The sequence below is a fragment of the Pseudomonas sp. 9Ag genome, assembly GCF_902506445.1.
Taxonomy (GTDB): Bacteria; Pseudomonadota; Gammaproteobacteria; order Pseudomonadales; family Pseudomonadaceae; genus Stutzerimonas; species Stutzerimonas stutzeri_AB.
In genome coordinates, this window is sequence record NZ_LR733836.1 from 887,055 (window position 1) to 913,604 (window position 26,550).

At 61.6% G+C, this 26,550-nt stretch carries 18 protein-coding genes and 1 pseudogene; 4 read left to right on the forward strand and 15 right to left on the reverse strand.

Annotated elements, in window-relative coordinates:
- Window positions 1-10: 10 nt before the first annotated feature.
- The 7 genes from ALTERO38_RS04105 to ALTERO38_RS04135 form a co-directional block, all read right to left on the reverse strand.
- Window positions 11-3,076, reverse strand: coding sequence for a multidrug efflux RND transporter permease subunit (locus tag ALTERO38_RS04105; protein ID WP_159967371.1), 3,066 nt, complete (start codon window positions 3,074-3,076; stop codon window positions 11-13).
- 27 nt (window positions 3,077-3,103) lie between these two features.
- On the reverse strand, window positions 3,104-4,246 hold the full coding sequence (locus ALTERO38_RS04110) for an efflux RND transporter periplasmic adaptor subunit (protein ID WP_159967372.1): 1,143 nt from the start codon (window positions 4,244-4,246) through the stop codon (window positions 3,104-3,106).
- Window positions 4,247-4,540: 294 nt separating this feature from the next.
- Window positions 4,541-6,166, reverse strand: a complete 1,626-nt coding sequence (locus ALTERO38_RS04115) for a methyl-accepting chemotaxis protein (RefSeq protein ID WP_159967373.1) — start codon at window positions 6,164-6,166, stop codon at window positions 4,541-4,543.
- Between the two features lie 114 nt (window positions 6,167-6,280).
- Window positions 6,281-7,375 (reverse strand): DUF1513 domain-containing protein, encoded by a 1,095-nt coding sequence (locus tag ALTERO38_RS04120; RefSeq protein ID WP_159967374.1) that lies wholly within the window; start codon window positions 7,373-7,375, stop codon window positions 6,281-6,283.
- Window positions 7,376-7,377: 2 nt separating this feature from the next.
- Window positions 7,378-8,451, reverse strand: a complete 1,074-nt coding sequence (locus ALTERO38_RS04125; RefSeq protein WP_159967375.1) for an imelysin family protein — start codon at window positions 8,449-8,451, stop codon at window positions 7,378-7,380.
- A gap of 42 nt (window positions 8,452-8,493) precedes the next feature.
- Window positions 8,494-9,909: a di-heme oxidoredictase family protein gene (locus ALTERO38_RS04130; protein WP_159967376.1), complete on the reverse strand. Its 1,416-nt coding sequence runs from the start codon at window positions 9,907-9,909 to the stop codon at window positions 8,494-8,496.
- 171 nt (window positions 9,910-10,080) lie between these two features.
- Window positions 10,081-11,424 carry an imelysin family protein gene (locus ALTERO38_RS04135; protein ID WP_159967377.1) on the reverse strand — a complete coding sequence of 448 codons (1,344 nt, stop codon included), beginning with the start codon at window positions 11,422-11,424 and terminating at the stop codon, window positions 10,081-10,083.
- A 189-nt stretch (window positions 11,425-11,613) separates the two neighbouring features.
- On the opposite strand from ALTERO38_RS04135, the gene ALTERO38_RS04140 reads away from it, so the two are divergent.
- Both ALTERO38_RS04140 and ALTERO38_RS04145 read left to right on the forward strand, forming a co-directional pair.
- Window positions 11,614-12,186: a LemA family protein gene (locus ALTERO38_RS04140; RefSeq protein ID WP_102837972.1), complete on the forward strand. Its 573-nt coding sequence runs from the start codon at window positions 11,614-11,616 to the stop codon at window positions 12,184-12,186.
- Window positions 12,183-13,070, forward strand: a complete 888-nt coding sequence (locus ALTERO38_RS04145) for a GIDE domain-containing protein (RefSeq protein WP_372239354.1) — start codon at window positions 12,183-12,185, stop codon at window positions 13,068-13,070. The genes ALTERO38_RS04140 and ALTERO38_RS04145 overlap by 4 nt, the downstream gene beginning before the upstream one ends.
- Window positions 13,071-13,106: 36 nt before the next feature.
- Here ALTERO38_RS04145 and ALTERO38_RS04150 read toward each other — a convergent pair whose 3' ends face one another.
- The 4 genes from ALTERO38_RS04150 to ALTERO38_RS04165 all read right to left on the reverse strand — a co-directional run bounded on the left by ALTERO38_RS04150 (window position 13,107) and on the right by ALTERO38_RS04165 (window position 18,255).
- Window positions 13,107-14,492, reverse strand: a complete 1,386-nt coding sequence (locus ALTERO38_RS04150; protein ID WP_159967378.1) for a diguanylate cyclase domain-containing protein — start codon at window positions 14,490-14,492, stop codon at window positions 13,107-13,109.
- Window positions 14,493-14,623: 131 nt separating this feature from the next.
- Window positions 14,624-15,307 (reverse strand): spermidine synthase, encoded by a 684-nt coding sequence (locus ALTERO38_RS04155; protein WP_159967379.1) that lies wholly within the window; start codon window positions 15,305-15,307, stop codon window positions 14,624-14,626.
- Between the two features lie 62 nt (window positions 15,308-15,369).
- Complete coding sequence (locus tag ALTERO38_RS04160) at window positions 15,370-17,430, reverse strand: bifunctional diguanylate cyclase/phosphodiesterase (protein ID WP_178114566.1); 2,061 nt, start codon at window positions 17,428-17,430, stop codon at window positions 15,370-15,372.
- A gap of 201 nt (window positions 17,431-17,631) precedes the next feature.
- Window positions 17,632-18,255: a TetR/AcrR family transcriptional regulator gene (locus ALTERO38_RS04165; RefSeq protein WP_102837968.1), complete on the reverse strand. Its 624-nt coding sequence runs from the start codon at window positions 18,253-18,255 to the stop codon at window positions 17,632-17,634.
- A 386-nt stretch (window positions 18,256-18,641) separates the two neighbouring features.
- Between ALTERO38_RS04165 and ALTERO38_RS21680 the strand changes: the two are divergent.
- Both ALTERO38_RS21680 and ALTERO38_RS21685 read left to right on the forward strand, forming a co-directional pair.
- Window positions 18,642-19,670 (forward strand): annotated as a pseudogene (locus tag ALTERO38_RS21680) (cache domain-containing protein); the annotation flags it as partial.
- 129 nt (window positions 19,671-19,799) lie between these two features.
- Entirely contained in the window at window positions 19,800-20,528 is a 729-nt protein-coding gene (locus ALTERO38_RS21685; protein WP_372239398.1) for a methyl-accepting chemotaxis protein, read from the forward strand.
- 219 nt (window positions 20,529-20,747) lie between these two features.
- On the opposite strand, the gene ALTERO38_RS04175 is transcribed toward ALTERO38_RS21685, so the two are convergent.
- From ALTERO38_RS04175 to ALTERO38_RS04190, 4 genes are all read right to left on the reverse strand, one after another.
- A complete protein-coding gene (locus ALTERO38_RS04175) occupies window positions 20,748-21,569 on the reverse strand; it encodes an outer membrane protein OmpK (protein ID WP_159967380.1) in 822 nt (273 codons plus the stop codon).
- Between the two features lie 75 nt (window positions 21,570-21,644).
- The gene (locus ALTERO38_RS04180) at window positions 21,645-23,144 is read right to left on the reverse strand and encodes a nucleobase:cation symporter-2 family protein (protein WP_102837965.1); all 1,500 of its coding nucleotides are present in this window, start codon (window positions 23,142-23,144) and stop codon (window positions 21,645-21,647) included.
- Between the two features lie 212 nt (window positions 23,145-23,356).
- The gene (locus ALTERO38_RS04185) at window positions 23,357-24,907 is read right to left on the reverse strand and encodes a cation:proton antiporter family protein (RefSeq protein ID WP_148924516.1); all 1,551 of its coding nucleotides are present in this window, start codon (window positions 24,905-24,907) and stop codon (window positions 23,357-23,359) included.
- A gap of 159 nt (window positions 24,908-25,066) precedes the next feature.
- On the reverse strand, window positions 25,067-26,416 hold the full coding sequence (locus tag ALTERO38_RS04190) for a nucleobase:cation symporter-2 family protein (RefSeq protein ID WP_159967381.1): 1,350 nt from the start codon (window positions 26,414-26,416) through the stop codon (window positions 25,067-25,069).
- Between the last annotated feature and the right edge of the window lie 134 nt (window positions 26,417-26,550).

The window sequence follows — 26,550 nt, forward strand, 5'->3', positions numbered from 1 at the left end:
CGAACCCTGCTTAATAGCCCTCTGACGGCCGCGCGCTTGTGGCCACTGCTGTCGCCTGGTCCGGGGTTGCCAGCACCGTATACACAGCCGGTAGCACGAACAGGGTGAACAGTGTGCCCACTGTCATGCCTGTGGCGATCACCAGGCCGATATCGAAGCGACTGACCGCTCCGGCACCGCTGGCCAGGATCAACGGAACCATGCCGAATACCGTCGCCGCGGTTGTCATCAAGACCGGCCTGAGCCGGATCGCAGCGGCTTCCTCGACCGCTTCACGACGGGTCAACCCCTGATCTCGACGTAACTGATTAGCGAACTCGACGATCATGATGCCGTGCTTACTGATCAACCCGATCAGCGTCACCAGCCCCACCTGGGTGTAGATGTTCATGCTCGACAGGCCGAGGAACAGGGGGACCAGCGCACCACAGACGGAAAGCGGCACCGTTACCAGGATCACCAGCGGATCGCGGAAACTCTCGAACTGTGCCGCTAGCACGAGAAAGATGATCGCCAACGCGAGCGCAAAGGTCGTGTACAGCGCATTGCCTTCCTGGATGTACTGGCGCGATGCGCCTGCGTAGTCGAAGGTGTAGCCCTGCGGCGCCTCCTCCAACGCAATGCCGCGCAGTGTCTCGATGGCTTCACCCATGCTGACGATCGGGAAGCCCTGGATGGTCGCTGCATTGAGCTGCTGGAACTGGGTCAACTGGGTCGGTCGGGCGCGGTCATGAACCCTGATCAGGGTCGACAGCGGCAGCATGTCGCCCTGCTCGTTTTTGACGTAGTAGTTGTTCAGCCAGCCTGGATTATCCCGGTAGGCCTGCTCGACCTGGGCGATGACCTTGTAGCTGCGTCCTTCGATGGTGAAGCGGTTGATCTCGCTTTCGCCGAGCAAGGTGGCCAGGGTCAGGCCGAGGTCTTCCATGGTGACGCCCATTTGCGCCGCTTTTTCCCGGTCGATCTCGACGACGATTTCCGGTTTGTCGAACGCCAGGTCTACATCGAGAAACGCAAACTTGCCGGAAGCCTGGGCCTTCTCCTTGATTCGCTCGGTAACCTGTAACAGCGACTCATAGTCGTTGGCGGTATTGATGACGAATTGGAACGGCAGGCCTTCGCCGGTCCCGGGCAGTGAGGGCAGGTTGAAGCCAAACACCTGCAGGCCCGGGATCTGATCGATCTTGGCCTGCACCTCGGGGAGCACCTCCATCTGGGTGCGCTCCCGTTCATCCCAGGGTTTCATCAGAAAGCCGCCAATCCCGCTCTGTACGCCGTTGAAGCCATTGATCTGGAACCAGGAGTAGTACTCGGGGAACGACTTGAAGATCTCCAGAAATTGATCGGTGTAGGCATTCAGATAATCGAGGTTCGCCGTTTGGGGAGCACTTGCCATCATGAAAATGATGCCCTGGTCTTCCTCTGGAGCCAGTTCGCTTTCGGTGAACTTGAGCAGCAGCGGAATCAGCCCGAGTACGATCAATGCGAATACCAGTACCACCGGCCGCGTGTTCAGGGTGCCGTGCAAGGCGCGCTGGTAACGCGCCTTCAACCGGTCGAAGAGCTGGTCCAGGCGGTGCGCCAGGCCACTCGGGTTCTCTTCGTGACGTAGCAGGCGCGAGCACATCATCGGCGACAGGGTCAGCGCGACCACGCCGGAAATCAGCACAGCGCCGGCCAGGGTCAGGGCGAACTCCTGAAACAGTGCGCCCGTCAGGCCTTGCAGAAAGCCGATCGGCGCATAGACCGCGGCGAGGGTGACGGTCATGGTGACGACAGGCATGGCGATTTCTCTCGCGCCGTCGATCGCTGCCTGAAAGGGCGTTTTGCCGTCCTCGATATGCCGATGGATATTTTCCACCACGACAATGGCGTCATCCACGACCAGCCCGATCGCCAGCACCATCGCCAGCAGCGTCAGCAGGTTGATCGAATACCCCATGGTCTGCATGAAGAACAACACGCCGATCATCGAGAGCGGGATGGTCACCACCGGGATCAGTACGGAGCGCACTGAACCGAGGAACAGGAAGACCACGACTATGACGATCACCACCGCTTCAGCGAGGGTCTTGACTACCTCATCGATGGAGGCCTGGATGAACCGCGTCGCGTCATAGGCGATGGTGACCTTCAGGCCGGGCGGCAATTGCGATTCGATCTGGGGCATCACTGCCCGCACTTCGCTGATGACATCCAGCGGGTTGGCGCTCGGCGTGCCCTTGACGCCGATATAGACCGACGGGATCCCGTCGAACGAGCTGATCGCGTTGTAGCTTTCTGCGCCCATTTCGACGCGCGCCACATCACCCAGCAGCACACGGCTGTCGCCCTGAGTCTTCAGGGGGATGGCGGCAAATGCCTCGGGTGTCTTCAGCTCGGTATCGGCGTTGATGCTGGTGACAACGTACTGACCCTTCACCTCACCGGCGGCGGACAGGAAGTTGTACTTGCGCACGGCCTCGTTCACGTCGCCGGCCGAGAGTCCGTAGGCGGCGAGCTTGACCGGGTCCAGCCAGAGGCGCATGGCGAACACCTGATTGCCGAGAATCTCAGCCTCGGCCATGCCGGGCAGGGTAGCCAGCTTTGGCTGGATGACCCTCGACAAGTAATCGGTGATCTGCGGATTGCTCAGCTGCTCGCTATAGAAGCTTATGTACATGAGCGCCGTGGAATCGGCCGCCTGCTTGTTCAGTACCGGGTCTTCTGCATTTTGAGGCAGCTGGTTCTTTACCGAGTTGGCCTGACTGAGCAACTCGGTATAGAGGCGATCCGTGTCAGCCCCGATACGCGCATAGACCGAGATGACCGAAACGTTCTGCTGACTGACCGACGTCATGTAGTCCACGCCTTCGGCGCTGGCCAGGCTCTGCTGCAGGGGCTGGGTGATATAGCCCTGGATCGTTTCTGCGTTGGCGCCGGGATAAGCGGTGGTCACCGTGATCAGTGCGCTTTCCATTTGCGGATACTGGCGGATCACCAGGCTGTTGAAGGCCTGGAAGCCAAGCAACACCAGCAACAAGCTGATCACGCTGGCCAGCACCGGACGGCGAATGAATGGATCGGTAAAAGCCATGGGGTCTATGTCCCTTCAATAGGCGTCTCAGCGGGCTTCGGGCTTGAGCTCGAGGGTGCGCTTTTCGGCAATGGCGACGTGGGCGCCGCTGTCCAGCTTGAGCTGCCCCGCAACGACCACCTGCTCGCCGGCTTCGAGTCCCTCGAGAACTACCACGCGTCCGTCGCGCCGCTCGCCGGTTTTGACGAAGCGGCGCTCAACAACCAGGTAGGGTTCGTCGGTCTCGGTCGCCGCGGTGCCTTCCTCGGGTTCGGGAGGCTGACCCTCCTTCACCACCAGTACCGAATTGCCATACAGGGTGTAGGTGATCGCGGTTTCCGGTACCACGATCCTGGATTGCTCGCTGGGCAGCAGCACCTGCAGATTGGCGAACATGCCGGGCAGCAGGCGCTCGCTAGGGTTGGCCAGCTCTGCGCGGACCTGCACGTTGCGGGTGGTGACCTCAACCTTGGGGTTCAAGGCGACGATACGGCCCTCGAACTGCTCACCGGGGAAAGCGGCTACCTGCACACGCACGGGCTGATCGATGGCGAGCAGAGGCACTTGCTGTTCAGCCAGGTAGAAATCGACGAACAGCGTCGACAGGTCCTGCAGCGTGGCAATCGGTGTGCCGGCAGCGACGAAGTCACCGACATCTACCTGACGGATCCCGATGGTTCCGGAGAAGGGGGCGAGGATGCGCTTTTTCGCCAGGCTGGCCTTCAGCTGGGCGACGGTCGCGTCGGCTTTTTGCGACTGGGCGTTGAGCCGATCGAACTCGCTGCGAGAAATGGCCTTTCCCTCGATCAGGCTGCGTGCTCGTTGGAATTCCACCTTTGCCAGATGCAGGTCCGCTTCCGCGGCTGCCAGGCTCGCCTGTTCGATCTCGCTGTCCAGCAGAACGATGGGCTGACCCTTCTGCACTTTTTCACCCGAGCGGAACTGCACATCGCTGATGGTGCCGGCGATCTCTACCGAAAGGTCGATGCCCTGCGAGGCGGTGAGCGTGCCAACCGCCGGAAGCCGGCTTTGCCATGGCTCCTGACTGGAGGCGACAACCTCCACGTTGATCGGCGGCTTCGGTGCCTTGAATTGCTGAATCTGTGTGGAGATCGAGTTGAACTTGAGGGCGGCAAGGATCAATACCACGACGATCACCGCGCCAAGCATCAGCAGCATGCGGCGCAACATTTTCCGTATTCCTTGGAGTAATGAGCCGGCTGACCATGGCTATGCAACGACGCAGCCGTATCGAATGCGCAAGCCACGACCAGCGCAGTTATGCACCAACCATGGCGTCGTGATTCGGCCCTGTAGGAGAGGGAGAATGGACGTTAGCTGCGAACCGAGTGCAAGTAAAGCGGGATATCAGGCGCTGTCTGAGGATCAGGAAGAGCGGCGTCAACAGCGCGCTTCGCGCGCCAGGCCGCTGTGTCGAATGCGCTTACGGCCCTGCGTTGGCAGGGCCTTGCATTTGATTTGAGGTCAGCCAGCCAGGCGATGAGTGACTTCGCTGAGCTGAGCGGACAGCCCGTGCAGATTGTGACTGGCCTTCTCGGTGCGCTCTACATTGTCCTGATTGGTGGTGGCGATGGCTGTAATCTCGATCAGATTGCGTGAGATGTCCTCTGCGACAGATGTCTGTTCTTCCGCGGCGGTAGCGATCTGGCGGTTCATGTCGCGAATGGCTTCTACTTCCAGAGTGATGCGCTGGAGCATGCCGCCCGCTTCAGTGACCTGCTCGACGCCTACGTCGCTACGGGCCTGGCCGTTTTCGATGGCCCGTACCGCATCCACCGCCCCCGTCTGTACCGTGTCGATGATCTGATGGATTTCCGCCGTGGAATCCGCAGTACGTTTGGCCAGCGTGCGCACCTCGTCGGCCACCACGGCAAAGCCGCGCCCAGCGTCGCCGGCGCGGGCGGCCTCGATGGCAGCGTTCAGCGCGAGCAGGTTGGTCTGGTCGGCAATGCCGCGAATCACTTCCAGCACCTTGCCGATACGGCCGCTGTCGGCCTCCAGCCGGCGGATCACGCTGGCGGTGTTACTGATCTCGCCGCGCATGTGGGTGATCGTTTCGATCGTCGAGCGCATCATGGCTTCGCCTTGTTGCGCCGACTGGTCGGCGGCGTCTGCGGCATGCGCAGCGTCCGCTGCATGACGCGCGACCTCTTGCGCGGTGGCAGACATCTCATGCATCGCCGTGGCGACCTGATCGGTACGGGAAAACTGCTCGCGGGTGCCTTGGCCCATCAAGGCCGCAATGGCGTTGAGCTCCCCGCTGGCGGTGTCCAGATCTGATGTGCTGCGCTGCAGGCGGGTAAAGGTGTCGGCCAGGAAATCGCGCAGCACATTGGCCGCTACCGCAAGGCGGCCCAGCTCGTCAGCGCGGCTGGTATCGACACGTTCTTTGAAATTGCCTTGGCTGAGGTTCGCAACATGGTTTATCAGGTGGCGGATCGGATTGATCAGGTTGCGGTTGACCAGCCAGGCACTGAACAGGCCAATCAACACGCCAGCGGCAAGCATGATCAGCGAGCCGACGATAATGGTTCGGTCTGCGGCCCTGCTGATGGTCGCCGAATTGGCAAGCGCGGACTCGCGTAGCTGCACCACCAAGGCGCTGAGCTGCTCACTGGTGGCGCGGTCGATGCCTTTGACGGCCGCGTCGCCGACAACCGGGTCACCGCCAGCCGCGATGAACGCGTCGCGGCCCACGCGATAGGCCGTGCCAAGCTTCAGGTGTTCGTCACGCAGACTTTTGATCTGACTGGCCAGCGCGGGGTCGTTCTGGCTGGCCTGTATGAGCGTGCCCAGCAACGCCTGCACTTCGCGCTCCTGCTCTTCGAAACTCCGCCAGTATTTGGTCAGATTTTCCTGAGATTTACCGCGTAGCAATACGTTCTTCCACTCCTGAACTTGCACCTTGAACTCGAGGTTGGACTGGTCGATGAGGCGCGAGGCTTCGATCGGTCCCTTGAGAAGACGCTGGTAGGCCGTGATTTCATCGGAGAGAAACGAAAAACTGGCGAGCGCGATAGTAAGCATCAACAGCAAGCTGCCGCCGATCAGCGCGAGCAACTGTCCACGCAGGGATTTTTTCAGGAACATCTGGGCGTTCTCGTATCGAAGGGGATGCGCTTGCATAAACAAGCCTGCAACGAGTAGTCGGGCTGACTGCTCGTCGCCGGTTTTTCGGCCTGGCGCTTCGATACTTGAACGCTTTCAGACGAGTCGCAGGTGATTGTCCCAAAGCCCCGCGGGTAGCTGTAGCGGGGTGCTGACGAACGCTCTGCCCGTGCAGTCGACGAGGCGGCAGCGGCCCTGGCCGGAGCTGACGACAAAGCCTTCTTTGACTGCCGCGACGCCGGCACAGTCCGGCAGGTGGATTTCCTCGCGCAGTGCCGTTGTGTCCAGGTCCCAGATGAATACCTTGTTGCCGCGCGGAGCCGTCACGGCCAGCAGGCGAAGGGCATCGTTGATCGCCAGGCTGGCGGTGTACTGGTTCATCGTCTGGCGCTGCGCTTCGCCTAGCGGGAAGGCTTCGAAGGCTTGGCCGGGGCGCTTGATGGCCAGCAATGGCACCTGATCCATCGGGTCGCCTTCGTACTGCTGGCCCGACACCACCGTGCCGTCAGCCGCCACCGCCAGGTGACGCACGCTGTTCATCTGCTCTGGCAACTGCTCCTTGCTGAGCAGCGTGCCGTCACGGCGCAGCATTACCAGGCTGGGTTCCATGGCATGCAGATTCATCATCTCCCGGCTGTCGGCCTCGGTGCGGATGCCGCCATTGGCGATCACCAGTGTCTCGCCATCCGGCATCCACAGCAGCTGATGCGGGCCGATGCCGTGGGTGGAATGCTCACCACTGCGCACCAGCTGACGACCCTCGACACGATAGACCCCGAGAACGCCGCGGCCGGCTTCGGCGGTGTCGTTCTCGGTGGTGTAGAACCAGTCGCCACTGGCGTGGAAGACGCCGTGCCCATAGAAGTGGCGGTCCGGCGGCGACGCCAGTACCTGCAGCAGCGTGCCGTCACGGCTGTCGATCAGATAGCTTTCACGGCTCGGGCGGCGTCCGACGAAGACGGCGAGCGGCAGGTGCGGGTGCGCGTAGACATCGTGACAGCGCTCGGCGACGGGCGTGGCGAAAACCTGGCTGCCGTCGAGGCGATAGCCAACCGCATAGTGGCGACCATCGGCATCGTTACGTGCCGACAGCAGCAACGGTTGTTCGGTGTGATGCGTCAACGTCCAGCCGCCGACGGCTGAAGCGGCCACCAGTGCGCTGCCCAGGCCCAGGAAAGCACGACGTTTCATGATCAGTCTCCGTCGTGGGCGTTGAAACCGATCTGCACCCCAAGAGCGCGCGCCAGTTCGGTCTGGTGCAGCCGGTGCAAGGCGTCGATGTCCTGATACAGCGCATCAAGACGTGCTCGGCCGGCTTCGTCAGCGATCAGCTCGCTTAAGGGCAGCATGATGTCCACCAGATGCTGACGTGCGGTTTCGTAGGAAACGTCGATGCGCTTGGCCAGATCAGCCTGTTCGGCCGGGACCAGCGCCTTCAATCCGTTTCCATCGCTACCAATCCAGAGCCGCTGGGCGCCAGCGAGTGCGGCATCGATGCTGGGAAGCGTAGCGTCGCTGCGCCAGGCTTCGGCCTGGAAGGGCTGAGGATAGCCCTTGCTCTGGCGACCGAGCGGTGCGCCAAGCTTTTTCTTCAGACCGTCCAGGGCGGTGACCTGAACGCGAAGCAAATCCGCGATCGCTTCGGACGATTCGGCGTAGCGCTCGTTGGGGAATTCGCTCAACTGGGCGGCCATGCCGTCCTTTGCCTTCCAGGCTTGCAGCATGTCGGCTGCGAGCTTTTGCTGATGCTCACCGATGGCTATCAGCAGCGGGCAATAACGCGCCTTGGTCGCACTTTCGCTGAGGTCGACGGCTTTGTCATGGAGCACGTACTCGTAAGCAGACAGGCCCTGCAGGACGACGCTGCCGTTCTCCAGATCGGCCTGGGTCAGCTGGGGCTTCCTTTTCAGCAGTGCGGTGACCTGCCGACCGACAAGATTCTTCTTGTCAGGCCAGAACTGTACTTGCCAGGCCCGGTTGCCTTCACCCATCGGTCCGATCAGCAGCGGCTGCAATCCCGCCCAGGCAAGCTGCGCCTGCAGGAACGCCTGGCGCGCATCGTTAATCTCTTCATTGCCTGCACAGAAGGCGATGCCGCTGGCTGCCATACGGCGGTTGGCTTCAGCCCAGTCGGTATAGGCCGGTAGCAGAACCTCGTCGGTCAGTGCCTGGCTTGTTTCCTGATACGGGTCGGATGGCGTACAGGCGCCTAAAAGCAGACCCAGTGCAGTGGCCGTGACGGCGCGAAAAATCTGGTTGCGGTACATGTTGCTCCTCAGGACTGGGCAAGGGTGCGTATGGTTGGGCATTTAAAGGGACCCGAGAAAGGCCAGCAGGGCGCTGCGCTCGTTATGGTCAAAGCCAAGCACGGCCTGCTTGGCACGCTCCGCTTCGCCGCCGTGCCAAAGTATGGCTTCGAGCGGATTGCGGGCGCGACCGTCATGCAGCAGCTGGGTGTGCCCGCTGACAGCTTCGGTCATGCCGAGGCCCCACAGCGGCGGAGTACGCCATTCACGGCCGCTGGCCTCGAATTCCGGCCGGTGATCGGCGAGCCCTTCGCCCATGTCATGCAGCAGCAGGTCGGTGTAGGGGCGGATCACCTGGTTCGCGAGTTCCGGCTCGGCGGCCTCGCCGGTGGTGAATTTCGGGATGTGACAGCTCTGGCACCCTGCACGATGGAACAGTGTCTTGCCGGCCAGGACCTGTGGGTCGTCCACGTTGCGCCGAGCCGGCACGCCCAAGTTGCGCGAATAGAACAGCACCAGCGACAGGATATGGTCGCTGACTTCGGGCTCGCCGCCGTCGGGCATCGCCAGGCACTCGGTCTGCGCTTGCGTGCAGCTGCTGCCGGACAGCAGGCTGGTCGTCAGGCCCATGTCGTTGAAAAAAGCGTCAGCGTTCTGCTGGTTCAGAGTCGGCTGTCCGGCTTTCCAGCCGAAGCGGCCCAAGGTGGTTTCGCGGGTTACCTGATCGAACACCCGGTTCGGGCGCCCGGAGATGCCATCACCGTTGCTGTCGTCCGGATCGGCGCTGGCGAGTATCGCCGCTTCCGGAATCGCTTCCAGCAAGCCGAGGCCGACCATTGCCGGGGCCACGCGGACCGAGAACAGCGTGTCGGGATGCATCGGGCCGTAGCCCAGGTCGGTAATTTTCAGTTGCGGCGTACGCAGTTCGACTTCGAAGCCGTCTGCGAAGCGCTCGGTATGGGTGCTGTAGCTAAGGCGTACTTTGCCCTCCGGCGCAACGCCGGGAATCGCCATGTCCTGCAGTTGGCCGCCATAAGTGGGTTCAGGCGCGATGCCTCGCTGATGGACCACTTCGGCGTGCTCTTCGCCTGCCGGAATCGACAGGCGCACCAGCATTGACACGGCGTTGCCGCGCTCGGCTTCCGCCGGACGACCACGGCCATCCTTGATGTGGCAGTTCTGGCAGCCGTTGGTGTTGATCAGTGGGCCAAGGCCGTCGCGTGCAGTCGTCGACGAGGGGGCGATAACCCAGGGGTTGCGAAAGAAACTGTTGCCGACGCTGAAGTCCAGCCGGCGCACCGGTGACAGGTTGGCAGAGGGCATCGAGAAGGCATTCTGGTCGGACTTGATGACCGTGGTGCTGCCACCGGAAAGCGCCTCGCCCGGTTCGGCCTGTTCAAAGCGCGGCGGATTTTCGTCGCAAGCGGTCAGGCTCAAGGCCAGCAGCAGTGCAAGGACAGGGAAGTAGAACGGACGCATCGGTAGCCCAGAGCCTTTCAAAGGTCGGCAATCTTAGCAGGCTACGAGTGGTTGAATAAGAGCAATTTGCATTTGGCGGCAGGCCGATTGGCCAATCGAGCAATGAAGCCCGGGGGGAGGGTGCATCAGTGCCAGAGGGAGCGGCATTGCGCCGCTCCCCCGGCGGGTGTATCAGAACTCGTGGTCAGCGGTGTCCGGGTTCAGATCGCTGATGCCCAGAGCGGCAGCTGCCTTTTCGATCGAGCCGGTCTGCTGGACCAGCGCGCCGATCGCAGCACGAACCTTTTCCTGGCCTTCACTGTTGTCCGGGCCAATCAACTGGTCAAAGGCCTCGCCATTTTCGGCGCTTTCGACCAGCACGCGCAGTTTGGCTTCGGTGGTTTCCAGGTCGGTCTTCAGCGTGCTGTTGACCTCAGGCGCAGTGCCTTCCACCAGCGATGCCAGGCTTGGGCCGGTCATCTTGGTGCCGTCGATGCGCTCGTACTCGCCCAGATAGACGTTACGGATGCCCTTGGCGTTGTAGTAGTGCGAGTTGTGCGTGTTGTCGCTGAAGCAGTCGTGCTCGTCTTCCGGCGAGTTGGCTTCCAGCGCGACCTTCATGCGCTCACCAGCCAGCTCGCCCAGCGACAGGCTACCCATGCCGAAGAACATCTTGCGCAGGCCATTTTCGGCCGACTCTTTTTCCAAGCTGGCGCGATAGTTGTCGGCAACGCCGGCTTTCCACTCGCCGACCATTTCTTCAAGGTCGCTGACCAGCAGTTCAGTGGCGGCCTTGAGGAAGGCGCGACGGCGGTCGCAATTGTCGCCGGTGCAGCCTTCGCCTTCGATGAAGTCGCTCACCGGGCGTTCGCCGGCGCCCGCATTGGTGCCGTTGAGGTCCTGGCCCCAAAGGAGGAATTCAATGGCGTGGTAGCCGGTGGCGACGTTGGCTTCGGAGCCGGCCAGCTCGTTCAGGCTGGCCAGCTTCTCGCCGGTGATCTCGCTGACGTCGATCTTATCTTCGCCAATCTGCAACTCTTTATTGGCAATGATGTTGGCCGTTGCGCCGGGGTTGCCGAGGGCGTGCTGATAGTCACCTTTGACATAGTCGATCATGCCCTCGTCCAGCGGCCAGGCATTGAGCTGACCTTCCCAGTCGTCGACGACCGGGTTGCCGAAGCGGAATACTTCGCTCTGCATATACGGAACGCGGGCGGCGATCCAGGCCGCTTTGGCCGCTTGCAGGGTTTCTTCGGTCGGATTGGCCAGGAGAGCGTCAACGGCATCCTGCAGCTTCAGAGCGGCAGTGTGCGCATCGCTGAACACAGCATGGGCGATATCGGCGTAGTGCTTGACCACGGCCTGCGCGGCTTCGCTGTTCACGGTCTCTTGGGCAGCCGGTGCCGGTTCGCTCTGGGTGGTGGCGGCTAGCGGGGCAGCGGCCTGTTCGGCCGGAGCTTTGTCTTCGCCGCAACCAGCGAGTGAAATGGCGACAGCCAGAAGGCTGGCGGTAGCCCAGACGGGAGTGCGTAGCATGGCGGGTTCCTTTGCTTGCAGGGTGGTGTGAGTGAGTCGGCAGCAGGGCTGCGACAAACGGATGCAGAACATAATGCGAAAGATTTGCATTTTGTGCAAAGAAAATGCGTGCGACAGGTCGCGTATCGCCTCCGCCGGCGCAGCTAGAATGCCCCCTCTGAAGTCTGGTCATCTTATGGAGTCGCCCTGATGAGCCTGAGTGCCGCCGTTGCATGTGTCCTGCTGTTTCTCGCCGCGGCTTATGCCGTGGTTCTCTACAACGGCCTGGTGCGACTCAAGCACGGCGTAAGCAAGGCCTGGTCGAACATCGACGTGTTGTTGCGCCAGCGTCACGATGAATTGCCTAAGCTGGTGGAAACCTGCAAGCAGTACATGCAGCACGAACGCAGCACCCTGGAGCAGGTGATCAGAGCGCGCACTGCGGTGTCCGACGCCCGCGAGCAGGGCGATGTCGGCGCACTAGGCCAGGCGGAAACCGGGCTTCGTGCAGGGCTGGGGCGTTTGTTCGCCTTGGCTGAGAGCTACCCGGAACTGCGCGCGAACGAGAGCTTTCGTCATCTGCAGCAACGCATCAGCGGGCTAGAAAGCGGCATCGCCGATCGCCGTGAGCTTTACAACGAATCGGTCAATCTCAATAACGTGCGCGTCGAGCAGTTTCCCGATGTGTTGCTGGCTCTTACGTTCGGGTTTCGAGAGGCAGCCTTGCTGCAATTCAGTGAGGCGGAGAAAGCCGATCTCGACCTCAAACCGCTGTTCGGTTGAGCGGGGGCGGAATGCTGCTTAGCGCTGCAGGCGTGGCGATGTGTCTGGTTGGCGGCTGGCTGTGGATCACTCGCTGGTCAAAATTGCGTCACCTGCTGGATACGCCGACGTCGCGGATCCGCTCGGCTGCGCAAGGCTACGTCGAGCTGGCCGGTGTACTGCGAGGCCTCCCTGACATGCCGCCGTTGATGGCGCCGTTGACGGCCACACCCTGCCTCTGGTGGCGCTACCGTATCGAGGAGTATCAATCCGGTGGCAAGCGCGGCAGCTGGAAAGTGCTTGAGCAGGGCAGCAGCGAGGAGCTGTTGCGGCTGTTCGATGCGACCGGAGACTGTCTGATCGATCCGCGAGGCGCGGAAGTGCTTCCCGCGCGGCGTGATCGTTGGACCGGTAACCAGCGCCGCCCTAGAAGTGCGCCGCCCGGTGGCGTACTGGCCTGGCTGACTGGCCATCGGCAGTACCGCTACACCGAAGAGCGGTTGCATGCCGATGAGCCGCTGTACGCGATCGGTGATTTTCGTACCTCCGGCGGCGGTCGGCAGGGCCTCGACCTACCGACCGCCCAGGGCCAGGTGGTGCGGGAATGGAAAGAAGACTACGCAGGGCTGTTGCAGCGATTCGACAACAATCGAGACGGCCAGCTCGACCAGGTGGAGTGGAACCGTGTGCGCCTTGCCGCCGACCTCGAAGCACAGCGGCGCCACCGGCTGGCCAGTAGCCGACAAGCACTGCACCAACTGGTGCGCCCTGGCGAGGGCTTGCCGTTTGTGCTGTCCAGTCATGGCGAAGAAGTGCTCGTCAGGCGCTATCGCTGGCAAGCGGCTGGCGGCGCGATGCTATGTTTGTTCGGTGCGGCTTTGCTGGCGGCTCGGGTAGCGGGTTGAGTCGCAGCGACATCCAGTGAGTCCTCCGCGTTTCGCTTAGCGCTGATCTTTATCGAGCAAGGTATCGACGGCCAGAGAGCTGCTGCAGCGCTGCCGGGCGCTTGCTGACTTTGCCTGGTACATCGCCTCATCGGCTCGTCTGAGCAGCGAGGCTTCGTCAGTTCCGTGCTCGGGAAAGTAGGCCACGCCAATGCTCGGCTGAATCGCCAGCGCCAAGCCGGCGAGGTCTATGGGCGCGTGCATCGCGGCAAGGATGTGCGTGACCACCACCGCCGTATCGGCTGCTGTGGGACTGCCTTCCAGCAACATGACGAACTCGTCGCCGCCCATCCGCGCAACCGTGTCGGTTTCGCGGATGTGTTGCGTCAGCCTTTGGGCGAAGGCCTGCAGCAGCAGGTCGCCGACGCTGTGGCCATAACCATCGTTAACCTGTTTGAATCCGTCGAGATCCAGATACAGCACCGCTAAGCGCTCGTCGTTGCGCCGCGCCCGTGCCAGGGCGGTTTTCAGCCGGTCGAAGAGGAACGCGCGGTTGGGCAGGCCGGTAAGTTCATCGTACTGCGCCATCCGCTCCAGGCGAGCCTGCAGTTGTTTGCGTTCGATGGCGGTGGCGACCTGGTTGGCGATGAACTGCAGCAAGTCTATGTCCTGCTCGCAATAGGTCGCGTTTTCTGCCGTATCGTTGAGCAGCAGCGCGCCGATGCAGCCCTGAGCGGTGGCGAGGGGCGCTGCCAACCAGCAGAAGCTGTCCGTGGCGGCCAATGCCTTGAGGTTGTCGCAGACCCCCTCACTATTCGCTGTCAGTAGTAGCGCTCGCCCGGTCCGAGTAACTTCCGTACACAGCGCCGCCGCCGGCTCGAGGGGAAGCCGTGCCGGATCGCCACCGGTTCTGCAGTAAGGAAATGTCGGACGGCCCCGATCCGGGGCGTTCAAGGCTACAAAACAGGTCGGCGCCGGGATCAGTCGGCCGGTGATCTGATGGACCTGTTCGAACAGTGAAGTCAGATCCGCGGTGTTGTGGGCCGCCTCGGATATTGCATAGACCGTCTCTTGCAGCGATTCAGACCGCTTGCGGCCGGTGACGTCGCGCGCTACGCCGACACGTAGCTGATCACCTTCTGACCAGCGGGCCGACCACATGATGTCTACCCGTTTTCCGTCCCTGCGGATGTAGCGATTCTCGAAGTGCAGGCTAGGCTGGCCTGACATTACCTGCTGTGCCGCCAGCTGGGTGCGTTCGCGGTCTTCAGGCGCTACCAGCTCCATCATCTGGCGACCAATCATCTCCTCCTGCGTATAGCCGAATATGCTTTCGCATGCCGCACTGACGTACACAAAATGGCCCTCGGCATCGACGACGCAGACCGCGTCGAGCATGAGATCCAGAACAGTTTCCAGAGAAGGACGGGATTCGGTTTTCATCGTACGTACCAATTTGGTTACTGCGCGGTATAGGGACGTATCGGTGTGGTCAGCCTTGAGTGTAGTGGAGCCCCACTGAAGCCGATAGCGGCATAGATGGCGATAAGCTATTACCGCCCACGGTTTGGCTTTCAGCTACGTTTTTCGGCAATCCAGATGGTGTGTCGAGTGCCGCGATTCCCGTGAGCGAACACCTGGACCTCCTCGGCGATGAACCCTGATCTGGCGAGGCGTTGGGAGAACGCCTGATCGGCGCTGGCCGACCAGACGGCAAGCAAGCCCTTGGGACGCAGCGCTCTGGCGCAGGCGTCAAGCCCGGTTGAGGAGTACAGCCAGCTGTTGCTCTTGCGCGTCAGCCCCTCGGGACCGTTGTCCACATCGAGCATGATGGCGTCATAGCCCTGCGGTTCGCTCTTCAGAACCTCGGCGACATCCTTGCGCAGCACGCGGGTACGTGGATCGTTAATCGGCATGCCGGATTTCTCGCCCAACGGGCCGCGATTCCAGTCGATCACGCCGGGCACCAACTCGGCGACCTGAACCTCGGCATCCTTGCCCAGATGCCTGAGCGCCGAGGCGAGCGTGAAGCCCATGCCCAGGCCGCCGATCAGCACACGCGGTTGTGGCCGATGCGCGATCTTTCGGCAGGGTATTTCTGCCAGCGCATCTTCGGACCCGTGCGTGCGGGTGTTCATCAGCTGGTTACCGTTGCCGCCCTGAATCTTGATGACGAAATCGTCACCGTACTCGAACAGGCACAGGGCACCGCCGCCATCCGGAATCTCGGCGGTGTCGATCAGTACAAAACGCTTCATCGGTGACGCTCTTGGGTTGAAATTGGAGGGGCGGGGTTGAAGCGCGGCACGGCAAACAACACTTACAGGTGTTCGGAGTTAAGTCGACGCTCGAACCGCAGCGACTGGCTGAGCAAAGCGGTCAGTTCCGCTGCGGGAATGGGTTTGCTGTAGTAGTAGCCCTGGCCTTCGTTGCAGCCTTCGTCGATCAGGTAGCGCTCCTGCTCGGCCGTTTCCACACCCTCAGCGATCACCAACATGCCCAGGCTCTTGCCGAGCTGGATGATGGCTCGAACGATGGTCGTGTCGCCCTCGACAGCCGCCATGTCGCGAACGAAGCTCTTGTCGATCTTGATCTTGTCGAGCGGCAGGCTTTTCAGGTAGCTCAGCGATGAGTAACCGGTGCCAAAATCGTCGATGGCGATCAACGCACCGGAGCGACGCAGGCAGTGCAGGTTATGGGTGGCTGCGGCGATGTCTTCCATCAGACCCGTCTCAGTCACCTCGAGCTCCAGCGTCTCGGGTGGCAACTTGTGACTGCTGAGCAGGATGCTGATCATCTCCGGCAGTCCGGCGTGGTGAAGTTGTACGGTGGAGAGGTTGACCGCCATGCGCAGGTCGCTGAAGCCTTGCTGATGCCATTCGCTCAGCTGTCGGCAGGCCTGGTCGAGCACCCACTCGCCTATGGCGATGATGCTGCCGTTCTGTTCGGCGAGGGGGATGAAGATGTCGGGCGGAACCATCTTGCCGCTCGGGTGAGACCAGCGCAGCAAGGCTTCGACACCGGTAATGCGTTTGAGGCGGTAATCGATCTGTGGTTGATAGACCAAATGGAACTCGCCTCGGGGAAGCGCTTCGGCCAGGTCATTCTGCAGTTCCCGGCGGGTCCTCATTTCGCTGTCGATGCTGGCTACATAAAACTGGTAGCGATTGCGTGAGCGGCTCTTGGCCAGTGTCATGGTCTGTTCGGCTTTCTGCAGCAGCTTTTCAGTGCTGTCACCGTCTTCGGGGTACAGGGTGATACCGATGGTGGCGCGCAAACGTATGTGTTGCTCATCGAGGGTGACGGGACGCTCCAGGTCGTCGAGCACCTTCTGCGCCAGTTCGGCCGCCTCGTAGGGCTGTTCGAAGCCGACCAGCACCAGGACGAATTGATCACCGCCCAGCCGCGCCAACGCCCCGACGCGCCCGCTCTGACTGCGTAACCGATCGGCCAGCGCCACCAGCAGCCGGTCGCCGTTCTGGTAGCTGAACTGCTCGTTCATGCCCTTGAAATCATCGAGTCCGAGGCAGAGTACAGCCACGCGGCGTTGCAACCTGGCGGCCTCGCTCAGGATGTTGTCCAGTTGCTGCTGCAGCTGCTGGCGGTTTGGCAGGTTGGTGAGCGAGTCATACCGGGTCATGCGTTGCAGGTTGCTTTCGGCCGCATGACGCAACTGCATGTTGTGCTGAATGGAGGCGAGCAGACCATTGGCCGTCTCGACCCAGAGGCCCAGTTCATTGCGCTCATGTCCTTTTGGCATTGGCAGCGAGTGCTCGCCGGGGCGGCCCGGGTTGATGCGCGACATGTGTTCGATGAGCTTGGTCAGCGGTCGCGTGAGCAGCCACTCATAGATCAGGTACAGCAGAAAACCCAGCACCAGCGCGCGAAGGATGCCGACGATGAAGAGCACCACCGAGCTCCTGAGGAAGGCGTCTCCATAGGGGGCGGTATCGAGCGTGATGCGCAGATCGCCGTAGTACTCGTTGTAAGGCGGGCGGCCGATCAATGGGATCGAGAACTCCTGATCGCGGCCGAGTATCGGGTCGGTCAACCAGCGCGAGGAGTGCGACATGAGCGGGCGGGACTTGGCCGCCAGCGGTGCTTCGCCGGGAAGGCCAATCGAGGCTTTGCGAATCGACTCGTGCTGGAACAGACCTTCCATGACCTGGGCACCCATTTCCCGGTCCAGGCTATAGATCGCCTGAGTGGACGGGTCGCGGGTCATGCGCAGGATTCGCTGAGCTTCGGCATCGATCAGCTGGCGGGTCGTGTAGGCATCGAAGATGATCTGCGCGCAGCTGAGTACCAGGCCAACGGCAAGCGCGGACAGCAGGACGATACGGAGCAGTGTTCTGGACAGACTGTTGCGCAATGCGGTCAATAGAATTTCCTTCTTCCGAGCCGGTGGCCAGCGCAAGTATTGGTTGTCGTGTGTGATGCGTCAAAGACGCGGGCTGCGGGCGCGAAGCAGAACGTATCAGATTGGCGGGTGTCCTGCCGCCCCCTTGATCGAATCCTGATTGAACCGGAAAACGACGCCGCAGGGCTATGCCACAGGTCCCATTGCGGTTTGATTGCAGCGTTAGCCAACAGGATTCGCTTCCTTTACCTCGCAGCCTTTGATGACCATCCGTGTGATCGTTTCGGCCGCGGCTTCATAGTCGGCATCATCGAGCGCAGTCTTGCCTGTTACGGTGGAGATCTGCCAATCGAAATCGGCGTAGGTCTGGGTCGCTGCCCAGATGCTAAACATCAGGTGATGGGGGTCGACGGCGGCCATCAATCCCTTGTCAATCCAGCCCTGAATGCAGGCCACATTGTGGGCGGCCTGGGCATTGAGCTGTGCGGCACGCTCGGCCGGTAGATGGGGTGCGCCATGCATGATCTCGCTGGCAAACACCTTGGACGCGCAAGCGTGCTCCCTGGATATGCGAATTTTGGTGCGGATATAGGCGCGCAACACGTCTGCCGGTTCGCCGGGCTGATTGAACGGAGCAGATGCCTGCAGCAGAGGCTCGACGATACTGTCCAGCACCTCGCGGTAGAGGTTTTCCTTGCTCTTGAAGTAGTAGTAGACGTTGGGCTTGGGCAGTCCGGCGCGGTCGGCAATGTCGCTGGTCTTACTGGCGGCGAAGCCCTTCTCGGCGAATTCTTCGCTGGCAGCACGAAGGATCAGTTCTTTATTGCGCTCGCGGATACTGGACATAGGGCCTGTTCGATTCATGACCACCCAGCCTGGTGGCCTGCCGCCGCATCCTAGCACCGGCTTCCGAACAGCCTCAAGGCAAGAGGCGGGCTTGATGCGAGGGGAGCCAGAGCGCTGGGTTGTAACGCGCGGCTGTCTCGTCAAGGGTCGCGCCTGCACACGTCATAGCCCAGCACGCCTGTTCGCAGCACTGGAAATCGATCTGGCTACAGCAGTCCGCCAAACGGTCATCAAGCCTTGGTCGTTTTGACCGATAGGATATTGGCGTCAAACATAATTTATGTATACACATTGATATCAAGGTTGTGTACGTTTACTAAAAAACAACCGAGGTCACACACATGCCTTTCATGCAACGCAGTATTCAATGGCAATTGATCGTCAGCATGGGGGCGGCTCTGCTTGCCAGTATTCTGATTGTCATTCTGGTCTATTCGTCGGCGGTCAACCGCCTGGCCGAGCGCTATCTGGTGGGGCAGGCGCTGCCTGCCAACATTTCCGCAATCCGCAATGACATCGAGCGCACTCTGGCGGCGCCGATCACCGCCACGGCCGGGATTGCCGGCAATACGCTGGTTCAGGACTGGCTGCAGTACGGTGAAAGCACCGACCAGGCGCAGGCGATGGGCCGATACCTGGAGGGCGTCAAGGCTCAGCAGAATGCGCTGACGACTTCCATCGCCGTGCTCGATAGCGGTAATTACTATTCGGAAGCAGGGCTCTCACGCACCCTCAATCGCAATGCTCCTGGCGACGGCTGGTTTTACAGCCTGATCGACAGCGGCACCAAACGGCGCTTCGAGATCGACATCGACAAGGCCTCTCGCCAGCCCACCCTGTTCATCAACCAGCGCATCGAGGCAGGCGGTAGGACCCTGGGGGTGGCTGGGCTTGGCTTCAGCTTGAAGAGCATGTCCGAACTGATCAGCAACTTTCGCTTCGGCGAGCGTGGAGAGGTATATCTGATCAGCGGCGGCGGTCGCGTCAAGGTGCATCCGAAAACCGAGAACAACGATCAGATCGAGCTTGCCGCACTGACCGGTAGTGAAGCGGCGCAGAAGCTCCTCGACGGCGCAACCGACGCGGTGCGCTTCGAACGTGATGGCGAGGCGTTTCTGGCGGTCGCTCAGCCATTGGAAAGCCTGGGCTGGGTGTTGGTCAGTGAAGTGCCGGAAGCGGAAATCTTCGCCGAGGCACGCCGCACCTTGTGGACCATCAGCCTGATCGGCGCCTGTATCGCGCTGTTCTTCCTCGGTCTCGTGGTGTTGCTGGCGCGCGGACTGGTGAAGCCTATTCGTCAGGTGACCAATGCGCTCGTCGAGATCGGTGGCGGTGGTGGTGATCTTACTCGTCGTCTGGACGAAAGTCGGGCTGATGAGCTGGGTGATCTGGCCCGTGGCTTTAACCGCTTCATCGGTAGCCTGCGCGGGTTGATCGGTGATGTGCTGAGCACCAGCGAGCAACTGCGCAGCTCTGTGGGACAGGTCGCCCAGGTGGTGGACAACACCGCGACCCGTGCGGGCCGCCAGCATGAAATGACCGACATGGTCGCCACCGCCGTGCACGAGATGGGTCTGACCGTGCAGGAGATCGCACGCAACGCCAGCAACGCCGCGCAGGCCTCGCAAGGGGCGCGTAGCGAGGCGATCACCGCACGGAAAGTCGTCGGCGATTCGATTGCGCACATCGAAAAGATGTCGGGTGATATCGGCCACGCCGCGGAGTCGGTTACCGATCTGGCGCAGCAGGTGGCATCCATCGACAAGGTGCTGGCGGTGATCCGCAGCATTTCCGAGCAGACCAACCTGCTGGCCTTGAACGCGGCCATCGAGGCCGCGCGCGCCGGGGAGATGGGCCGTGGTTTTGCGGTGGTTGCCGACGAAGTACGGACGCTGGCCAGCCGGACCCAGACGTCCACCGACGAGATCCAGCAGATGATTCAGGGTCTCAAGAGCGGTGCTGAAAACGCAGTCAATTCCATGCATGCAGGACAGGCTGCGACCGGTACCGGGGTGCAAGCGAGCCAGCGCACCGGACAGTCGCTCAGTGCAATCACCGAGCAAGTCGAAGCGATCAGCGACATGAACACACAGGTGGCGGCAGCGACCGAAGAGCAGAGCAGCGTGACCGAGGAGATCACCCGCAACGTACAGGGCATCGCCGACCTGGCCCAGGCCACCGCCAGTGATGTGCAGGGCTGTCGAGAAGATTGCCATGAGCTGAGCCGCCTGGCAGACGATCTGAGTCGGCAGATGGGCAGCTTCAAGCTGTGACCTGAGCGGCGCGCCCCGCTCCCTGGGCGGTGGCGCGCTGTATTGCGGTAATGCTTCAGCGATACGCTCGCCGATCGTTCCAAGGGCGGGCTAGCTATCGAACCGTGCGCGACTCAGCGCACTATCCGGACACGCCATAACGACGCCGCTTGAAAAACGTGACCAATAAAAAAGCAGCCTTTCGGCTGCTTTTTTGTCCCACATCCTGCGCCGGCTGGCTTAGAAGTGCGCTTTGACCAGCAGACTGGCGGTGTTCTGGTTGGTGCCCCCGACCAGATCGCTGACGAAACCACCGTCTTCGATGCCGTATTTGTCAGACCAGTAGTCGTATTCGATACCGACGTAGAGTTTGCCTGGCTCGCCGTCCAGCGCCTTGCCCAGGTCGTACTTGATCTGCGGGTTGATGTGCAGGTTCTTCGACATGAAGTCACCGCTGCTTTCCGAGCCGGCGTCGTTGACCACCCAGTCGATGAATCCGTCGAACAGGATGTCTGACTTGCCGACCGGGAAGGTCATCGCCCAGGTCGGCGTGACCTGCCACTGGCCGGAGGCGCGGCGGGTGGTGCCGTCGGGTTTGCGGTAGTACACGTTGATGGCCAGACGATCGAAGCCGGGTACATCGAGATCAACCGCGGGGCCTAGCAGATAGGTCTGATTGGGGCGGCCGGCGCTGCTTTCGCCGCGCTCGTAGGTGGCTGCCAGCAACACATCCTTCACCGGGCCGAAGCTCACGTCCTGGCCGCTCAGTTTGCCGAGCGACAGGCGCGGGCTGAATTCGCCGTAGTAGGTGTGTCCTTCCTCGCCTGACAGGCCGTTGTACCACTTGTTATCGACGAACAGGAACATGTCGCCCCAGCTCCAGCCGCTGGCGTGCTCGAAGGTCACGGTTTGCTGGATCTCGCCGGCGTCGACCTTGAAATCTTTGCCATAGAGATAGCTGAGGCTGTTGTTCTGCCAGTGAAGCATGCCATCGGCAAAGGCCGGGGCGGACAGCAGGCAGCCGGCCATCGCCAGCGACAGTGAAGTGCGCTTGAAGGTCATGTTGATACCCTTTGGTTTTGTTGTTGTGATGAATGCAGGTGAGGCGCCCGGCGCGTAGGCCGGGCGCCGGAGCCGTCAGCCCGTAGGCGTCAGCTGGGCCGATGGGTCGGTGGTGGTGGCTTTCGGATGGACCTTGGAGTAATCGGGAATATTGACGGCCAAGGTATTGGTGCCGACCGTGTCCTCGATCAGGTTGTCCGGATCGTAGTCATCCATCTCTTCCGGCTCGCGCGGAAGAAAGAAGTTGAGCAGGATCGCGCTGAACGCACCGATGGTGATGGGTGAGCCGAAGATGTTCTTCAGGACGTCGGGCAAGTTGGTCAGCACATCCGGTACGGCGGCTACGCCCAGGCCCAGGCCCAGCGAGATTGCCACGATCAGCATGTTGCGACGGTTGAGGCCGGCTTCGGCGAGGATCTTGATGCCTGCGATCGCGACTGTGCCGAACATGATCAGCGTGGCGCCGCCGAGTACCGGCTTGGGCATCAGCTGCAACACGCCGCCGACCACAGGAAACAGCGCCAGCAAGATCAGAATGCCGGCGATATACAGGCCCACGTGACGGCTGGCGACGCCGGTCAGCTGTATCACGCCGTTGTTCTGGCTGAAGGTGGTCATTGGCAGGCTGTTGAAGGTCGCGGCCAGCAGCGAGCTGCAACCGTCGCCGAGAATGCCGCCTTTGATGCGCTTCATGTACAGCGGGCCCTTGACCGGCTCACGCGAGATCATAGAGTTGGCGGTCAGATCACCGGCTGTCTCCAGCGGCGTGATCAGAAAGATCACCGCGATGGGGATGAAGGCCATCCAATCGAAGGCAAAGCCGAACTTGAACGGTTGCGGCACGCTGACTGCCGGCAAGGCGGCCAGGCTGGAAAAATCCACCATGCCCATCATCCAGGCGGCCGCGTAGCCCACCACCAGCGCCACGATTACCGCCGACAAGCGCAGCAAGGGGAGGCCAAAGCGATTGAGGACGATGATGGTGCCGAGGACCAACCCGGCCAGCGCAAGGTTAGGCAGCGCTCCGGGGTTCTCGGCGCCATAGCCACCGGCAATGTCGGTCATCGAGACCTTGATCAGCGACAGGCCCATCAGGCTGATGATGGTGCCGGTGACCACCGGCGTAATGATTCGGCGCAGTTTATCGATATAGCGGCTGACGGCGATTTCGACGAAGGCTGCGCAGAAGCCGACGCCGAACAGCGTGGCCAGGATGTCTTCCGGGCTGCCACCCCGATTCTTGACGATAAAGCCGGCCGCCAGAATCACGCTGAGAAAGCCGAAGCTGGTGCCCTGCAGACAAAGCATGCCGGCGCCGATCGGACCGATTCGCTTGGCCTGGATAAAGGTGCCGAGGCCCGAGACGAACAGCGCCATGCTCACGAGGTAGGGGACATAGTCGCCCAACCCCAGCACGCTGCCGATGATCAGGGTCGGTGTGATGACGCCGACAAAGCTGGCGAGTACGTGCTGTATCGCGGCGAATGTAGCGGGGATCGGACCCGGGCGATCTTCGAGCTGATAGATCAGGTCCTGGTTGGGAGCGTCACCGCTCCTGGATTCGGTTGCGGTCATGAGTCAAGCCTGCCATTCGTTATTGTTCGGTCATGGGCTTCCGAGGCTGCACGGACCTCGTAGCCTGACCGTCGAAAAGCTGTTCGTTCGGTCAGGTTGGGCTCGACTATAACAACCTGTGAACAGCTGTTGAAACAATTAATTTAACGATTGTGCACAATTGTGCTGGCGGAGCAGTGATTGTCCGCTGGGTGGGCTTGGTTCAACGTCAGTCAGCGGTTTGGCTGCAGCTCCCGCGCGACGTTCTCTGCCAGGCCGGCACCGGCTTCGCTCATGGTCAGGTAAGTGCGATCCGCGCCGGCCTCCTCGATCTGCTGGGCGATGTCTTCGTACATCGCGTGGGAGACGATCAGCCCATCGAAACCTTTGCCACGCAGCTTGCGCGTGGAGATGATTTTGGCTTCGGCATCGTTCATCGCCAGGATCACCGCCTCGACCTTGTTCATCTCCAGGCTCTCCCAGAACATCTGGTCTTCGGCGTCAGCGAACAGTACGTGGCGGCCTTTCTCGCTGCTCTTTTCTACGGTTACCGGGTCGGAATCGAGACTGATCAATCGCCAGCCCTGATTCTGCAAATGGTCGTAGGCGGCGCGGCCGGTGCGGCCCATACCCATGATCAGGATCTGCGCGTCACCCAGCGACACCGGCTGTTCGTCTGGGTGGCGTGTGTTGCGCTCCAGAGGGATCAGGCGTCTGGCAAAGCGGTCGTATAGTGGGTGTGAAATCCGGTTGAGCTGGGCAGAGACAACAAACGACAGGGCCACGGTGATGGCCAGTGGGGTAAGCCATTGCGGCAGCACCACGCTGGCGACAATCAGGCCGAACTCACTGTAGTTGGTCAGGCTTGCAGCGCTGAGAAAGGCACTGCGCGCGCGCAGGCGGAACAGCAGGAACAGGAAAAAGAACAGCGCACCCTTGAGCGGCAACAGCAGTGCTACTGCGCCGGCAAAGAGCATGGCGTTCATGTCCGGCAGGCCACCGATGCCGATCTGCAGAAAGAACCCGACCAGGAAGACTTCCTTGATTGCCCAGAGTGAATTGGACAGCTCGGTGGCGCGCTTGTGTTTGGCCAGCATCGCACCGAAGGCCAGCGCGCCCAGCTCGGAGCTCAGGCCCACATATTCAAAGCCGAGACCGCCGGCCACCAGCGCCAGCATCAGCCCCAGCAACACCATCAGTTCCTCGTGGCCGCTGTGATCGAGCAGGCGGAACAGCAGCGGGCGAAGTAATGGTAAGCCGAACACCAGCAGCGCCCAGGCTGACGGCACCTTTCCGCTGGCGATGCTCATCACCACCAGGGCGATCAGGTCCTGAATGATCAGGACGCCAATGGCGACACGGCCATGAAAGGCGCGCAGCTCGCGTTTGCCTTCCAGCACTTTCGCGGCCAGTACGGTACTGGAGAACGACAGGGCGATCGCCAGCAACAGACTGTCGCGCCAGCTGGTGTCGAGAAACAGCAGAATCGCCGGCAGTACCACCAGGCTGGATATGCCGAAGTGGAGCAGGCTGCCGCCGATGACTTCGCGGCGCACCAGGTTGCTCAGCTTGAGCTTGAGACCGACCGTGAACAGCAGCAGCAGCACGCCCAGGTGCGCGAGGTGCTCGAGAATCACACTGTCGGTCGGGCCAACCCCGAAATGTTCGCCAAAGGCGGCGAGGGCAAAGCCAGCGGCCAGATAACCAATCAGGGGTGGCAGCCCGATCGAGCGTGTCGCAAGGCCGAGGATGAATGCGAAGGCGATCCAGGTTGCTTCGATCATGGGTCAGACCTTCTCGTTCGGGCGGGCGGGGATAGGACGGCCGGGCATTTTAACGGTGGTGCGGTGCTTGTCGAGTGTCGGGCGGATGGAGAATAAAGCAAGGCAGAAAAAATAAGGCCCGCACATGGCGGGCCTGGGGGCTTATTTGGGACGGTATCGTCAGTGATGCGCAGCGCCTGTGAGCGCCTGGCGTTCGGCGCCACCAAGCACGTTGAACAGCAGGTTGAGGGTCACTGCGCTGAGCGTCGCCACCGCGATACCGCTGTGGGTGATCGGCTCCATCCAATGCGGCAGATGCGCAAAGAACTCAGGGCGGACTACCGGCACCATCCCGAGGCCGATGCTCACCGCCACCAGCAGCTGGTTGCGACGGTCACCGATGTCAGCTTCCTGAAGAATTTTGATACCAGTGGCCGCGACCATGCCGAACATGGCGATTCCGGCGCCGCCCAGCACCGCCGCCGGAATCGAAGCCACCATGAATGCGGCCTTGGGCAGCAGGCTCAGGCTGATCAGGAACAGCCCGGCAATCGCCGTGACGAAGCGGCTGCGTACGCCGGTCATCTGCACCAGGCCAATGTTCTGGGCAAAGGAGGAGTGGGTGAAAGTGTTCATGAAACCGGCGAGAAAGGTCGCCCCGGCATCGCAGAGCAGACCGCGGCGCAGTTGCTTGGGGTCCACTTCCTGACCGGTGATCTTGCCCAGTGCGAGGAACATGCCGGCGGACTCGACAAAGATGATCACCACCACCAGGCACATCGACAGGATCGGCGCGAGCAGGAACTGCGGCGCACCGAAGTGATTCGGCGTAACCACCTGAAATGCTGGTGCAGCACTGATGCCGGACAGGTCGACCATGCCCAGACTGCCGGCCAGCACATAGCCCAAGGCCATGCCCACCAGGACTGAAACGTTGACCCAGAAACCGCGCATGAACTGATTGATCAGCAGGATCACCGCCAGCACGGCTGCCGCTACGCCAAGGTAGGGCAGGGCGCCGAACTGACCGGTGCCGCTGCCACCACCCGCCCAGTTCACTGCGACCGGGAACAGCGAAAGGCCGATGGCGGTAATCACGGTGCCCGTTACCAGCGGGGGAAACAGGCGGACGATCTTGCACACGAACGGCGCAATCAATAGGCCGAAGAAGCCGGCTGCGATAGTCGCGCCGAAAATTCCGGTCATGCCCACGCCGGGCATGCCGGCCATCACTACCATGCTGCTGACCGCCGCGAAGCTGGCGCCCATCATCACCGGCATGCGGATGCCCACCGGCCCGATGCCCATCGATTGCACGACCGTGGCGATGCCGGCCACCAGAAGATCGGCGTTGATCAGGAAGGCGATCTCCTCACGAGACAGCCCTGCTGCCTGGCCCACGATCAGCGGGACGGCAACCGCGCCGCCATACATCAGCAGCACGTGCTGGAAACTCACCAGCAGCATCTGCAGCAAGGGCAGCCGCTTCTCTGTGGCGGGTGCGGTCTCTCGCTCGGTCACATCGTTCATGCAAAAACACCTCGGACGCTTTTGTTATTGGATGGTCGCGGTGGCCCCGCCGAACGAGCGGCGGCCGGGTATAGGGTGCTCGGGGTTTCGGCTGTCGCCGTCCGCTGGGCTTGATTTCGGGTCGAGCTGAGGCC

Excerpts from the sequence above, each read along its gene's own strand:
- ALTERO38_RS04150 (WP_159967378.1), bottom strand. The coding sequence starts at position 14,492 with ATGAAAACCGAATCCCGTCCTTCTCTGGAAACTGTTCTGGATCTCATG.
- ALTERO38_RS04135 (WP_159967377.1), bottom strand. The coding sequence starts at position 11,424 with ATGCTACGCACTCCCGTCTGGGCTACCGCCAGCCTTCTGGCTGTCGCC.
- ALTERO38_RS04140 (WP_102837972.1), top strand. The coding sequence starts at position 11,614 with ATGAGCCTGAGTGCCGCCGTTGCATGTGTCCTGCTGTTTCTCGCCGCG.
- ALTERO38_RS04130 (WP_159967376.1), bottom strand. The coding sequence starts at position 9,909 with ATGCGTCCGTTCTACTTCCCTGTCCTTGCACTGCTGCTGGCCTTGAGC.
- ALTERO38_RS04180 (WP_102837965.1), bottom strand. The coding sequence starts at position 23,144 with ATGACCGCAACCGAATCCAGGAGCGGTGACGCTCCCAACCAGGACCTG.
- ALTERO38_RS04120 (WP_159967374.1), bottom strand. The coding sequence starts at position 7,375 with ATGAAACGTCGTGCTTTCCTGGGCCTGGGCAGCGCACTGGTGGCCGCT.
- ALTERO38_RS04165 (WP_102837968.1), bottom strand. The coding sequence starts at position 18,255 with ATGTCCAGTATCCGCGAGCGCAATAAAGAACTGATCCTTCGTGCTGCC.
- ALTERO38_RS04190 (WP_159967381.1), bottom strand. The coding sequence starts at position 26,416 with ATGAACGATGTGACCGAGCGAGAGACCGCACCCGCCACAGAGAAGCGG.
- ALTERO38_RS04105 (WP_159967371.1), bottom strand. The coding sequence starts at position 3,076 with ATGGCTTTTACCGATCCATTCATTCGCCGTCCGGTGCTGGCCAGCGTG.
- ALTERO38_RS04115 (WP_159967373.1), bottom strand. The coding sequence starts at position 6,166 with ATGTTCCTGAAAAAATCCCTGCGTGGACAGTTGCTCGCGCTGATCGGC.
- ALTERO38_RS04125 (WP_159967375.1), bottom strand. The coding sequence starts at position 8,451 with ATGTACCGCAACCAGATTTTTCGCGCCGTCACGGCCACTGCACTGGGT.
- ALTERO38_RS04185 (WP_148924516.1), bottom strand. The coding sequence starts at position 24,907 with ATGATCGAAGCAACCTGGATCGCCTTCGCATTCATCCTCGGCCTTGCG.
- ALTERO38_RS04155 (WP_159967379.1), bottom strand. The coding sequence starts at position 15,307 with ATGAAGCGTTTTGTACTGATCGACACCGCCGAGATTCCGGATGGCGGC.
- ALTERO38_RS04175 (WP_159967380.1), bottom strand. The coding sequence starts at position 21,569 with ATGACCTTCAAGCGCACTTCACTGTCGCTGGCGATGGCCGGCTGCCTG.
- ALTERO38_RS04110 (WP_159967372.1), bottom strand. The coding sequence starts at position 4,246 with ATGTTGCGCCGCATGCTGCTGATGCTTGGCGCGGTGATCGTCGTGGTA.
- ALTERO38_RS21685 (WP_372239398.1), top strand. The coding sequence starts at position 19,800 with ATGGTCGCCACCGCCGTGCACGAGATGGGTCTGACCGTGCAGGAGATC.